The following is a 12,635-nucleotide window of genomic DNA, read 5'->3' on the forward strand; positions in this document are numbered from 1 at the left end:
CGCGACTGGGGCGTTTCACGGCAGCGTTATTGGGGCACGCCAATCCCCATCATCCATTGTCAGACATGCGGCGCGGTCCCAGTGCCCGACGATCAATTGCCAGTAAAATTGCCCGAAGATGTCAGTTTCGACATCCCCGGAAACCCGCTTGATCGGCACCCGACGTTCAGCAAGGTCGATTGCCCGCAGTGCCACCAGCCTGCACGCCGTGAAACCGACACGCTGGATACCTTCGTCGACTCCAGCTGGTATTTTATCCGCTTTGCAAGCCAGCCAAATGACAAGCCATTTGATCGCGCGGTTGCGGAAAAATGGCTTCCCGTTGACCAATATATTGGCGGCGTTGAACATGCGATTTTGCATTTGCTCTATGCCCGCTTCTGGACACGCGCGTTAAGCCATATCGGCCTGATTGATGTGAAAGAGCCGTTCGCGTCTTTGTTCACGCAAGGCATGGTCACGCACCAAACCTATCAAGACGCAAAGGGCACATGGCTGAGCCCCGACCAAGTCCGCCGCGAAGGCGACATATGGACAATTATCGACAGCGGCGCGCCCGCAGTTGCAGGCCGCATCGAAAAGATGTCCAAGTCCAAAAAGAATGTCGTCGATCCCGATGACATTGTTGACCAATATGGTGCAGATGCCGTGCGCTGGTTCATGCTGTCCGATAGCCCGCCCGAACGCGATCTGGAATGGTCAGAAGCGGGCATTGAGGGTTGCTGGCGCTTTGTACAGCGCTTGTGGCGCCTGACATCGCAAGTGAGCGGTGCAGAGGGCTCTGACAAGGCGTTGGACCGCAAAACCCATCAGGTCATTGCTGGCGTTGGCGTCGATATTGAGGCGCTTGCCTTCAACAAAGCTGTTGCCAAGATTTACGACCTCGCCAACGCCATCGAAAAGGCCGCGCCATCGGCAAGTCGCGATGCTGCAATCCGGACAATCGTCCTGCTGTCATCGCCCATGGTGCCACATTTAGCCGAGGAAGCTTGGACCGTGCTTGGTGCGCAATTGGGCGGCGGACTCATCGCCGACGCAGCATGGCCAGTTGTTAACCCCGCATTGCTTCAAGAAGATGAAGTGACCATAGCCATTCAGGTCAGGGGCAAGTTGCGCGACACGCTGACGGTCGCCAAGGGCCTGCCGCAATCCGAGATTGAGGCGCTTGCGCTTGCAAGCCAAAAGGTTAAGCATGCGGTTGACGGCGCGGACATCAAGAAGATCATCGTCGTACCCGACAGGCTGGTCAATATCGTCCTATGAACCGTTACATCGCTCCAATCCTTCTCGTAATGATACTGCCCGCATGCGGTTTGCAGCCCCTATATAGCGGCGGATCAAAAGGCTCAGTTGCAGCCACGCTTGGAACAATTAGCGTCGGCACCATTGAAGGTAAAAACGGATGGTTGATGCGCAATGCATTAAACGATCGGCTGGGGACCCAAAACAATGTTTCTACGCAATTCCGGTTGGTAGTGACGCTTGATGACCGAATCTCAGGTTTTGGCGTGCGCGCCGATGATACCGTCACCCGTGAGCGGCGGACATTGCGTGCGCGATATCAGCTTATCTCCACCGCCACTGGCGAAACAGTTCTGGATGCGACCGCCGGGTCTGATGCGGGTATTGACGTCGTAAGCTCCGAATATGCTACAATTGCTGGCGAAAACAGCGCGCTCGAGAATCTGACGGAAAAGGTTGCGGACCAGATTGTAACGCGGCTTTCTATTTACGCTCGCGGCGAATGAGCAGCGCAAAAGAACGCAGCTTCATTAGCGCAATTGGCGCACGTCCGGACGTCCGGATGTTTTTCATCTTCGGTCAGGATGAATCCGCTGTTGCCGACATTGCATCGCAAATGACCGCTCTGCTGGTCGGGTCAGAGCGCGTCGATATTGACAGCGACCGTATTCGCAATGACCCTGCCTTATTGGCAGACGAGGCATCTGCGCTCTCTTTATTTGGTGATAAAAGACACATCCGCCTTAATTTCCGGCGCGAAGAAGGGTTGGCAGCGGTTGAGAATTTGCTGGCGCTTGAAGGCGATGCAAATCCGGTGATTGCCACCGCAGGAAACCTGACCAAGGCCAGCAAATTGCGTAAGCTATTGGAGGCGCATCCCCGGGCGATGGCATTCATCTGCTATTTACCGGAAGAGAGCGACGCGGCGGCGGCCGTGATGGCCTATGCCGCAACAGCGGGGCTAAAAATCGACAGGCCACTGGCCGCTCGTATTGCGCGTTACACAGGGCAAGACCGCAAGCTAGCACAGGCCGAAATTGAAAAGCTGGCATTATATTATGACGCGTCGCCCCAGCGCCCGGCAACCGCAGAGGTACCCATATTTGAGGCATTGTCAGCCGAAACCGGCGAGGAAAATGTAAATGGCCTCGTGCATGTCGTCATGTGCGGTGACTTGCGGGGTACGGGTCGTGAACTGATCGCCGCGCGCGAGTTGGGTGTTGATGCCATCCGCATCATTCGTGCAATGCAACGTCGGGTGACAATGCTCGCCGCGATGCGTACGAAGTTAGACAATGGCGCCAACCCGGGTGCCGTCGTGAAGGCAACGCGCTCCATTTTCTGGAAAGACGCCGACAATTATGCGCAGCAGCTAGGCAGATGGCCGTCTGCACGGCTTGCGGGACTTAATGCCCATTTGCTTGAGGTTGAGGCAAAGTTGATGCAGGTACGCGACGGGCTTGGCGTGACCATATTGGAGGAGGAGCTGGTGCGTATCGCGCGTGCAGCGGCCCGGCGCGGCTAAAATCCAGCTTAGTGATGAGCTCGGTAGATAAGGGCCTTCGGTGTTCCGCGGTCGGGTCGCTGTTAAGGCTGGTTCTTGAACCACTGGGGCACTACCACCACATCAACCAGACGAAAGGCCCTGATCCATGGAAAAAATTATCAAATCTGATGCCGAATGGCGCGCGGCGCTTGATCCGGTGCAATATCACGTTCTGCGTGAGGCAGGCACCGAGCGCGCCTTTGCCGGAGAGCTAACCGACGAAAAGCGTGATGGCGAATTTCGCTGCGCCGGATGCGGCACGACCCTATTCGCATCAGACACAAAATTTGATAGCGGATCGGGCTGGCCTAGTTTCACCGCGCCAGCCGATAGTACCGTGGTCGAGGAGCATACTGACGTCTCGCATGGCATGGTGCGCACAGAGGTGCGCTGCGGAGCCTGTGAGGGTCATTTGGGGCATGTATTCCCCGATGGTCCAGGCCCAACTGGCTTGCGCTATTGCATCAATAGCGCGGCGCTCGCTTTCGATCCCGATTAAGAAGCCGCTTGTCGCCGAGTCCATGACCGATTAACACTCGACGGATGGCACGCGCACGCAAGATTTCGAAAGAACGAAGCCCAATGGGAACGTGGTTTTACCGTATCGTCAAAGCGGGCGTTATCGCTACTTTTCTGGGTCTTCTGGTGCTTGGCATTTTCGTCGCCATCGCACGCAGCGAAATCGACAGCTTTGAAGATTTGAAGGCATCGCCGAATGGCCAGATGATCCGCATCCGTGCAGCCGACGGCACGGTTATCCAATCGCTTGGCCCGAGCTTCGGCCGCTGGCTTACGATTAATCAGCTGCCGTCTGAAATGAAGGATGCAATGGTCGCGGTGGAGGATCGCCGTTACTATATGCATCCGGGCGTTGACCCAATCGGCATAACGCGGTCATTTTACGCGCGGGCAGTGCAGGGCCGCTGGACCCAAGGTGGCTCAACCATCACGCAGCAGCTTGCGCGCAACATTTACTTGAACAGCAACAAAGAGTTCGGTCGCAAGATCCGGGAAATCATTCTGGCGTTGGCGATGGAAACCAAATTTTCCAAAGACCAAATTCTCGAATTGTATCTGAACAAAGTCTATTTCGGCGGCGGCGCTTATGGCATTGATGCGGCGAGCCGGAAATTCTTCGACCATGGCGCAGAAAATATCAGCCTAGCCGAAGCCGCCATCATTGCTGGCCTCGTCAAGGCACCCTCGCGTTACGCTCCAACGGCCGATGCGCAAGCGGCGGTCGATCGCGCCGAAGTCGTTGTTGCCGTCATGCAAGATGCGGGCATGATTACCGCAACAGAAGCGGCAGGCGTTAAACCAGCCGATGTAAAGCTCGCCGCAGAATCGGCGCAGGATAGCGTGCGCTACTTCACGGATTGGATTTTGTCGCAACTGAACGGCCTTATTGATGAAACCGAAAAGCCTATCGATGTCTGGACAACGCTTGACCTCAAAATGCAGCGCGCAGCGACCACGGCAATAGCCACAAATGTCCCGCGCGGGGCGCAGGGCGCCTTGGTCTCTATTGATCGCGATGGCGCGGTTAAGGCGATGGTCGGCGGAACAGACTATGTCTCCAGCAACTATAACCGCGCAGTGACTGCAGTCCGGCAACCTGGCTCTGCGTGGAAGCTATTCGTGTATTTAACTGCCTTAGAGGCTGGTTTTCGCCCCGAAGACATGGTCGAGGACAAGCCCGTCGAAATCGACGGCTGGCAACCCAAAAACAGCGGTGGTAAATATGCCGGTTCCATTTCGTTGCGGACGGCCTTTGCCTATTCGAAAAATACAGTGGCTGCGCAAATTGGGCAGGAAGTCGGTGCCAGCAGCATCGCCAATATGGCGCGTAGATTCGGCATCACCACGCCCATCAATACACAGCCGTCCATGGTTCTCGGTACTTCAGAAGCGCGGGTAATTGATATGACCCAGGCGTTTGCCGCCGTCGCTGCCAAGGGACGTAAAGTTACCCCTTATGGCATATCCAAAGTCACGACGATTGACGGCGAGACGCTGTACGCAGCCACGCCTTCCAGTTCGGTGCAACTGGTGGACGGTTGGGTTGCCGGCGCCATGACCGATTTGATGCAGTCCGCCGTCGCCACGGGCACGGGACGCGCCGCCAATATCGGGCGACCCGTTGCGGGCAAGACGGGCACAACGTCAAGCAATAAGGATGGTTGGTTCTTGGGCTTTTCCAGTGGACTTACTACTGGTGTATGGATGGGCCGCGATGATGCGCGGTCAATAGGCGGGCTTGAAGGCGGACGCGCCCCAGCGCGAGCATGGGCGGCATATATGCGTATTGCGTTAGCAAATCGCCCTGTCGAAAAATTCGCGACCGAAGTTACGTTCCCGGAAAGGCTTGAAGGCGAAGAGCCATTGCTGGGAGAGGAAGAGCTGCTGCAGCTGGATGAAAACGGGATGCCGATTGAGGGCGATCCTACGATTGAGGACCCAGGCCTTGAACCAACGGCTGAACCACAACCGCTGGACGACGCATTTATTGAACGGGCCATCGGCGGACGAAGGGAACCTAGACCTGCGCCCGAAGGAGCAGAAAACGCCCGCTGACGGCCGCGTCCCTCTCAGCAAAATCTAAAGCGCGTGCCCTGTCCGGCTTTTCTTGGTTTCAAGATACTGCGCATTATGTGGATTAGCGACGATCTTCAGGGGTAAGCGTTCCTCAACCGTGATACCGGCATCTTGCAAGCCGCCGACTTTCTCGGGATTGTTGGTGAGCAAGCGCACCCGTTCGACGCCAAGTAACTGAAGCATCCGCGCGGCAACCGAAAAGTCGCGTGCGTCTATGGCAAAGCCAAGCCGGGTATTGGCGTCAACGGTGTCAAAGCCCTGATCCTGAAGCGCATATGCCCGCAATTTGTTAATCAGGCCAATTCCGCGCCCCTCTTGCCGCAGATATAATAATATTCCCCACCGCGCGTCCGAAATTTGCTGCAGCGCCTCATGCAATTGCGGGCCGCAATCGCATTTAAGGCTGCCGAGAACATCACCCGTTAGACATTCGCTATGCAGCCTGACGACGGGCGGCGACGAGTCGCGCGTGCCCATCAACAACGCCACATGGTCGGACGCATCGACGGCTGTCCGGAACGCTACAATTTCAGCATCGACATTTGCAGCAACGGGCAACTTGGCGCGCGCCGCAATGCGCAGGGCGCCGCTGTCGTCGAACGCTGAAACATCTAGCGGGCTAACATAAACCGGATGCGCATGAGCGCCCTCCAAAACGAGAAACGCAGGGAGCAGACCTGCCAACCGCGCAAGCTCAATGGCCGCCGCAGCAGATTGGCCGTCGTCCAAGGCCAGCGCTGCAAAGGGGCCCTTCATCGGGTATGCGAGGTCAAGGCTTGGGTCGGCAATCGCCAATGCGAGGTTCAGGTTGAGGTCAGCGGGCGCCTTGATCAGCACCGGACGGTCGCCATCGGCAGCAGCGCGCTGATTTGTTAATTTCAATATCGCGGCGCGGCTTGCCGAAAGCAACATCGCGTGGACGCCAGAAATATCCTGCGCCGTTTCGACCGCCATTACGGTCAGCAGCTTATCGAAATGTTGAACGGTAACTGGCCAGCCACGGCGCAGCGCGTCAATCGCGACCGCCGCGCGGCGCGGGTCTCCCGACGCTGCGCTGGGGCCGCTCAAAAGGCGAATTCCGTCACTATAGGTGCATGGTCGGACGGCTTGCCCCAGCCACGCACATGTTTGTGCACGATATGCGCCTTTGCCTTTTCCTTGAGGTCAGGCGTCACCCACATGTGGTCGAGCCTGCGCCCACGGTCGGATGTTTCCCAATCCTGAGCGCGGTAGCTCCACCACGTATAAAGCTTTTTCGATGGGTCGACAAAATGCCGTGCAATATCCACCCAGTCGGCTGCTGCCTGAATTTCAGCCAAATGCTCAAGCTCAACCCGCGTGTGGCTAACGACATTCACCAATTGCTTGTGGCTCCAAACATCCTGTTCGAGCGGAGCGACGTTGAAATCGCCGGTCAGGATAGTTGGCTGAGTCACATTACGCGACCAGTCGGCCATACGTTTTAGGAAGTTCAATTTCTGGCCAAATTTCGAATTGACCTCACTGTCTGGCACTTCGCCGCCAGCGGGGATGTAGACATTGTCGATCCGAACACCTTTGGCGGCGTCAATGTTGAGCTCTGCGCCAACATGGCGGGCTTCGCCATTGGCTTGCCAATCTTCGACGCGGCGGTTGATCAGGGGCAATTTGCTAACGATGGCGACACCATGATGCATGGGCATGCCGTTCACAACAAAATGACGATAGCCCAGTTGCCGAAACAATCCTTCGGGAAACAGGCTGTCGATAACCTTGGTTTCCTGAAGACACAAAACGTCCGGCGCTTCTTCCTTCAAGAACCGCTCAACGATGTCGATACGGGCGCGAACCGAGTTTATATTCCACGAGGCGATGCGAATGGTCTGGGACATAGGAATACGGCCCTAGATGTCAGAAGCCGTTGGAGCAAGCCAGTGAAGGCACCTCAGCCCAAAAAAGAAAACCCTCATCCCGGGGGCATATGGGATGAGGGCTAAGCTTGCGTTCGTCACGCGGGTATCAGCGATGATATAATTCCGTGGGCAACAGGGGGGAAACCACACGAACTCTCAACCACTGACTATCTCTTTATAGCTGCTTTCCTGTCGTTGAGATGAACAAATAGCTACGTCGCTGCAGTTTATCGGCGCTGAGCATCGGTTCGTCGTCAGGCCTAAGATTTTCTGCGAACAGGGCGCGGGTCTCTCCACGTAAACGCGTTTTGACCGATCGGACCATTATAGTTGATGTCGCTTAGCCGAAGACTGGTCCGGTTGTTTTTTGAATCCAGCGCAACCCATCCGTTTAACGTCAGGCCGCCCGGAGCTCCGGGTTTGGCGACGAAGATCATAGTGATTGTGCCAAATTCAGGCCGTTTGGCATCGCGGACTTCAACGCTGATAACGTCATCAGTGGACGAAGGAATAACCTTGCCATAGCGACCGAGATCCTGACCTGGGTCAAGCAACGCGGCAAGCGGACTGTTGCGGATTGGCCAACGCTGCACTTGTTTTACCTCGTAATCCACCATGGTCAGCGCGCGGCCATCGGCCACGATGAGCAACGGCACGTCCTTTTGATATTCAAAACGCACTTGGCCCGGACGTTTTAGCAGTAGCTTACCCGTTAATACCCTTCCGTTTCGATCCGTCTGGGTGAAGTCAGCCGACATCGTGCCAACCGCTTTCATGTGCGCCACGACGCGTGCCAAACGCGCAGACGAGGATTGTGCCGTTGTTGGTACGGTCGCAACCAACGCTATCGGCGCGAAAAACAGGGCATATTTCAGATATGTCATCTTTATTTCCTTGGAGAGGGTGTGGCGACCATTATCGCGCTTGCCTTGAACCCCGTCTTAACGCCTAAATTGGGTCGCCGTTCCGGTCACGCAGCACTTCACGGCGGCCGATATGGTTCGGAGCGCTGATGAAGCCATCCTCCTCCATCCGGTCAATCAGTCGCGCTGCGCTGTTATAACCAATGCGCAATTGGCGCTGAATCCAGCTTGTGGATGCCTTCTGGCTTTCAAACGCAATTTGGCACGCCTTGCGATACTGTGAATCTTCTTCGCTATCGTCACCGCCCATACCGCCAAAGTCAAAGCCGCCCTCTTCAGGTTCTTCCGTCACAGCCTGAATATAATCCGGCTGACCTTGGCCACGCCAATGGTCCGCAACGCGCCGCACTTCATCATCGGACACAAAGGGGCCGTGAATGCGCGTCAGCCCTCGGCCACTCGCCATATATAGCATGTCGCCCTTACCCAGCAGTTGCTCTGCCCCTTGCTCCCCTAGAATTGTCCGGCTGTCGATTTTCGATGTCACATGGAACGAGATTCGCGTGGGCAAGTTTGCCTTGATGACACCCGTGATGACATCTACCGAAGGTCGCTGCGTTGCCATAATCAGGTGGATACCCGCCGCGCGCGCCTTTTGTGCTAGGCGTTGAATGAGGAATTCAACCTCCTTGCCTGCAGTCATCATGAGGTCCGCAAGCTCATCGACGATAACCACAATCTGCGGCATCGGCTCGTAAGCGAGGCTCTCTTCCTCATATTGTGGCTGGCCAGTCATCGGGTCGTAACCGATCTGAACCTTGCGTCCCAATGGCGCACCTTTTGCTGCTGCGTTACGAACCTTTTCATTAAAGTTCGCAAGATTGCGCACGCCAAGCGAGGACATCATCCGGTAACGCTCCTCCATCTGCTCCACCGCCCATTTCAGTGCGCGAATGGCTTTTGCAGGCTCCGTTACAACAGGCGACAACAAATGCGGGATATCGTCATAGCTGCTCAATTCAAGCATCTTGGGATCGATCATGATCATCCGGCACTGGTCCGGCGTCAGGCGGTATAGCAACGACAATATCATACAATTGAGGCCAACCGATTTGCCCGACCCCGTTGTCCCTGCGACCAAAAGATGAGGCATTGGGGCAAGATCAGCTATGACGGGGTCGCCGGAAATGTTCTTGCCCAAAATTATTGGCAACGCGCCCTTCTGCTCGGCAAAAGCATCAGACCCCACCATTTCCTGAAAAACCACAGCCTCACGGTGCGCATTGGGTAATTCAATGCCCATAACCGTCCGTCCCGGAATTGTCGAAACACGCGCCGACAGCGCGGACATGTTGCGCGCAATATCTTCGGCCAATTGAATGACACGGCTTGATTTAATACCAGCCGCGGGTTCAAGTTCGTACATTGTGACCACTGGGCCTGGCCGCACCGCCACAATCTGCCCTTTGACGTGGAAATCATCGAGAACCGATTCAAGCAGCCGCGCATTTGCTTCAAGCGCCGCTTTGTCAAGTTTAGGCACAGAGATGGCAGGTGGCGGATCGAGCAACTCAAGCGATGGCAAAGCAAAGCTGCCGAAAAAGTCGCCTTGTCGTGCGCCCGTCGCAAATGCCGCTTTTTTCGGTGCCAGCGTGCGATCTTCAATAACCGGCGGCTTGCGTTGATCCGGCTCCACCGACTTGCGCGGTGGTTTAGGCTCAACAATCTGTGGCGGGGCCAAATCATCGCCCATCAAGGCGTGGGCGCCCCCCGTAACGCTACCGAATTTCGGCATGGCAAGCTTTGGAATGCGCAACAGCGGCCGTTCAAGCTGAAGCGAGCGAATAACGAGCGCAGCACCGCCCGCCAACGCGCCGAGAATGATGAGAATGCGCAATAAGGTCCCGAATACGCCCTTGATTTGGCCAACAAGCGCACTGGTCCCGTTGTCTAACAAGAGCGCAATTGTTCCACCCCATCCGGCGGGCAGTCCGATGTCGCTGTTATGTTGCCAATACGCCATGCCAAACCCGATCAGCAGCATTCCGATAAGACACAAGACTAATTGCCGCCTCCACTGAGGCTGTGGCACATCGCGCCACAGACGTCGGGCAAACACCAACAGCAGCGGGAAAAGAAAAATCGCTGGCACGCCAAAGACAAACAACATTGCATCGGACACATACGCGCCGCCCCGACCCATCCAGTTATGCTGCACGTCCGCTGCTGCGCTGTTAAACGCGGCGTCTGCAGCCGAATAACTGAGTACCGCCAGCCCATAAAACAGCGCAAACAGCCCTAAAGCAGCGGCGCCGAGCAACGCGCCGCTGCGTATCAATGACGCGCGCATCATTTGACGCCAATTGGCCATGTTCGATTTCGAGGTAAATTTAGAAACGCGCGAGGCCATGTCGGTATTGCCAGTATGTAGGAGGTCGCAAAGGACCGAATACACCCTTTTCGCCTTCGTCGGACTCCCCGTCAAGTATTACAGGGCAAAAGGGGAACGCATGCACAAAAGCTACAGTCAAAATCCCCCTTTGAATCCGGCGCTTCCTTGCGGCATAGGTAGGATATGGAAAACAAGGCAGACGTAATCATCATCGGCGGTGGCCTTATTGGCCTGACGCAGGCTCTGGCGCTCGCTGCGCAGGGCATCACCAGCCATGTCATTGACCGCGCGGATCAAGCGAACATGCTTGATGCTGCTTATGATGGACGCACTTTTGCGATATCGAGCTCAAGCTACAAATTATTCGAAGCAATCGGGCTTAGCGATGCGTTGGCTGGCAAAGGCTGCCCGATTGAGAAAATCTGGGTCAGCGATAGCCTGAAATCGGGATCGCTCGATTTCGCGCCAGCCGAGGATGACGGATTTTTGGGCCAAATGTTCGAAAGTCGATATTTGCGAGGCGTATTGTACCGGGCTGCGCAGGAACATGCCGCAATCCAGTTGCACATGCCCGCCAATATCATCAGCAAATCCCGCGATTCAGGCGCGGCAACCGTGACCCTTGAAAGCGGTCGGGTGCTAATGGCAGACCTGATGATCGTTGCCGAAGGCCGAAGGAGCGAAACGCGTGAAGAGGCCGGCATTCACATCGCGCACTGGCAATATGCGCATCATGCCATTGTCGGTGCGATTTATCACGAGTTGCCGCATAACAATATTGCATATGAAATCTTTTACCGCACAGGGCCGTTTGCAGTACTGCCCATGCTGGATGCAGAGGATGGCCGCCATCGTTCAGCGCTTGTCTGGTCAGTCAGATCCGAAGACGCAGCAGGCTATTTGAAGCTGTCCCCGCGTGGGTACACAGCCGAGCTTGAGAAGGGCATGGGCGGATTGTTAGGCAAAGTCGAATTGTCCGCGCCGTTGTCGTCCTACAAATTGGGTTTCCACCATGCCGCGTCGATTGCCGCAGAACGGATGGTGCTGATTGGCGACAGTGCGCACGGCATTCACCCGATTGCAGGTCAGGGGCTCAATCTGGGCCTTCGGGACGTGGCGGCGCTAACTGAAGTCTTGGTCGACGGCATGCGTTTGGGCCTTTGTTTCGGCGATGCGCAGTTACTTGAGCGCTATGGCCGGTGGCGCAGCATCGATACATTGCTGATCGCAGTTTCGACAGACGGGCTGAACCGGTTGTTCTCGATTCCCGGAAAAACGGCATCGGCGGTCCGGCGTTTTGGAATGGCTATGGTGCAGCGCGTCGCGCCGGCGAAGGCCTTTTTCATGGCCGAAGCTCGCGGGGAAAGCGGTGCGCTGCCCAAATTGCTTCAAGGGGTGTCGCTCTAAAGCCCGATTACCCCTGCGTGACCGGCACAAGGCGAATTTCCACGCGGCGGTTTGCCGAGCGGCCGGCGGGGTCAAGATTGCTCGCCTTAGGCTGGCTTTCACCATAACCACGCGTTGCAAGGCGCGCTGACTGAACGCCGCGTATCGACAGATAATCGGCAACTGCCGAGGCCCGACGTTCCGACAATGTCTGGTTATAGGCATCTGACCCTGTGGAATCGGTGTGGCCCATCACATCGACATAGGTTTTTTCATATTGAGTCAGCGTCGATGCGACTTGGTCAAGCGTGTTGCGGAAACCAGCGTCAATATTGGCGCTGTCGACGCCAAAGGTCACTTCCGATGGCATGTCGAGCACAAGACTATCTCCGTCACGAATAACGTTAACACCTGAGCCGGCCGTTTGCAGACGCAATTTCTTTTCCTGCTCGTCCATATAATATCCTGCGCCTGCACCCGCCAAAGCGCCAATCCCGGCCCCTACGATTTTTTCGGTACGATCGCGCTTGCCGCCGATTAAGTCGCCAAGAAGATACCCGCCCAGTGCTCCGCCTATGCCACCAATTGCTGCTTTAGAAATCGTGCGCTTTCCGGTCGTAGGATCAGTGACGCAAGCCGACAATGGAAGCATTGCTGCAACAAGCGCCAGCGTAATCATTTGGTTCTTTTTCATTATCTTCCCTTTCAACATGAGCATC

At 56.1% G+C, this 12,635-nt stretch carries 11 protein-coding genes; 6 read left to right on the forward strand and 5 right to left on the reverse strand.

Features of this window, described 5'->3' with window-relative positions:
• The 5 genes from QE270_RS00725 to QE270_RS00745 form a co-directional block, all read left to right on the forward strand.
• On the forward strand, positions 1 to 1,263 hold a 1,263-nt coding region (locus QE270_RS00725; RefSeq protein WP_300033853.1), incomplete at its 5' end, for a class I tRNA ligase family protein.
• Positions 1,260 to 1,748 carry an LPS assembly lipoprotein LptE gene (gene lptE / locus QE270_RS00730; RefSeq protein ID WP_300033855.1) on the forward strand — a complete coding sequence of 163 codons (489 nt, stop codon included), beginning with the start codon at positions 1,260 to 1,262 and terminating at the stop codon, positions 1,746 to 1,748. The genes QE270_RS00725 and lptE, both read left to right, overlap by 4 nt.
• Entirely contained in the window at positions 1,745 to 2,767 is a 1,023-nt protein-coding gene (holA, locus tag QE270_RS00735) for a DNA polymerase III subunit delta (protein WP_300033857.1), read from the forward strand. The genes lptE and holA overlap by 4 nt, the downstream gene beginning before the upstream one ends.
• A gap of 127 nt (positions 2,768 to 2,894) precedes the next feature.
• The gene (gene msrB, locus QE270_RS00740) at positions 2,895 to 3,287 is read left to right on the forward strand and encodes a peptide-methionine (R)-S-oxide reductase MsrB (RefSeq protein WP_300033859.1); all 393 of its coding nucleotides are present in this window, start codon (positions 2,895 to 2,897) and stop codon (positions 3,285 to 3,287) included.
• Positions 3,288 to 3,331: 44 nt separating this feature from the next.
• The gene (locus tag QE270_RS00745) at positions 3,332 to 5,362 is read left to right on the forward strand and encodes a PBP1A family penicillin-binding protein (protein WP_300033861.1); all 2,031 of its coding nucleotides are present in this window, start codon (positions 3,332 to 3,334) and stop codon (positions 5,360 to 5,362) included.
• A 24-nt stretch (positions 5,363 to 5,386) separates the two neighbouring features.
• Here QE270_RS00745 and ribA read toward each other — a convergent pair whose 3' ends face one another.
• The 4 genes from ribA to QE270_RS00765 all read right to left on the reverse strand — a co-directional run bounded on the left by ribA (position 5,387) and on the right by QE270_RS00765 (position 10,548).
• Positions 5,387 to 6,451 carry a GTP cyclohydrolase II gene (gene ribA, locus QE270_RS00750; RefSeq protein ID WP_300033863.1) on the reverse strand — a complete coding sequence of 355 codons (1,065 nt, stop codon included), beginning with the start codon at positions 6,449 to 6,451 and terminating at the stop codon, positions 5,387 to 5,389.
• Complete coding sequence (xth, locus tag QE270_RS00755) at positions 6,448 to 7,254, reverse strand: exodeoxyribonuclease III (protein WP_300033865.1); 807 nt, start codon at positions 7,252 to 7,254, stop codon at positions 6,448 to 6,450. Before xth ends, ribA begins: the two co-directional genes overlap by 4 nt.
• A gap of 281 nt (positions 7,255 to 7,535) precedes the next feature.
• The gene (locus QE270_RS00760; RefSeq protein WP_300033867.1) at positions 7,536 to 8,159 is read right to left on the reverse strand and encodes an outer membrane lipoprotein carrier protein LolA; all 624 of its coding nucleotides are present in this window, start codon (positions 8,157 to 8,159) and stop codon (positions 7,536 to 7,538) included.
• Positions 8,160 to 8,223: 64 nt separating this feature from the next.
• On the reverse strand, positions 8,224 to 10,548 hold the full coding sequence (locus QE270_RS00765; protein WP_300033869.1) for a DNA translocase FtsK 4TM domain-containing protein: 2,325 nt from the start codon (positions 10,546 to 10,548) through the stop codon (positions 8,224 to 8,226).
• A gap of 165 nt (positions 10,549 to 10,713) precedes the next feature.
• Between QE270_RS00765 and QE270_RS00770 the strand changes: the two genes are divergently transcribed.
• Positions 10,714 to 11,937: an FAD-dependent monooxygenase gene (locus QE270_RS00770; RefSeq protein ID WP_300033871.1), complete on the forward strand. Its 1,224-nt coding sequence runs from the start codon at positions 10,714 to 10,716 to the stop codon at positions 11,935 to 11,937.
• A 7-nt stretch (positions 11,938 to 11,944) separates the two neighbouring features.
• On the opposite strand, the gene QE270_RS00775 is transcribed toward QE270_RS00770, so the two are convergent.
• Positions 11,945 to 12,610 (reverse strand): OmpA family protein, encoded by a 666-nt coding sequence (locus tag QE270_RS00775; protein WP_300033873.1) that lies wholly within the window; start codon positions 12,608 to 12,610, stop codon positions 11,945 to 11,947.
• Positions 12,611 to 12,635: the final 25 nt, after the last annotated feature.

The organism is Sphingorhabdus sp. (assembly GCF_029865925.1).
GTDB lineage: Bacteria > Pseudomonadota > Alphaproteobacteria > Sphingomonadales > Sphingomonadaceae > Sphingorhabdus_B.

What these genes read in the sequence shown, in the direction of transcription:
- lptE (WP_300033855.1), top strand. Translation starts at nt 1,260, where the DNA reads ATGAACCGTTACATCGCTCCAATCCTTCTCGTAATGATACTGCCCGCA.
- holA (WP_300033857.1), top strand. Translation starts at nt 1,745, where the DNA reads ATGAGCAGCGCAAAAGAACGCAGCTTCATTAGCGCAATTGGCGCACGT.
- msrB (WP_300033859.1), top strand. Translation starts at nt 2,895, where the DNA reads ATGGAAAAAATTATCAAATCTGATGCCGAATGGCGCGCGGCGCTTGAT.
- QE270_RS00745 (WP_300033861.1), top strand. Translation starts at nt 3,332, where the DNA reads ATGGCACGCGCACGCAAGATTTCGAAAGAACGAAGCCCAATGGGAACG.
- xth (WP_300033865.1), bottom strand. Translation starts at nt 7,254, where the DNA reads ATGTCCCAGACCATTCGCATCGCCTCGTGGAATATAAACTCGGTTCGC.
- QE270_RS00760 (WP_300033867.1), bottom strand. Translation starts at nt 8,159, where the DNA reads ATGACATATCTGAAATATGCCCTGTTTTTCGCGCCGATAGCGTTGGTT.
- QE270_RS00765 (WP_300033869.1), bottom strand. Translation starts at nt 10,548, where the DNA reads ATGGCCTCGCGCGTTTCTAAATTTACCTCGAAATCGAACATGGCCAAT.
- QE270_RS00770 (WP_300033871.1), top strand. Translation starts at nt 10,714, where the DNA reads ATGGAAAACAAGGCAGACGTAATCATCATCGGCGGTGGCCTTATTGGC.
- QE270_RS00775 (WP_300033873.1), bottom strand. Translation starts at nt 12,610, where the DNA reads ATGAAAAAGAACCAAATGATTACGCTGGCGCTTGTTGCAGCAATGCTT.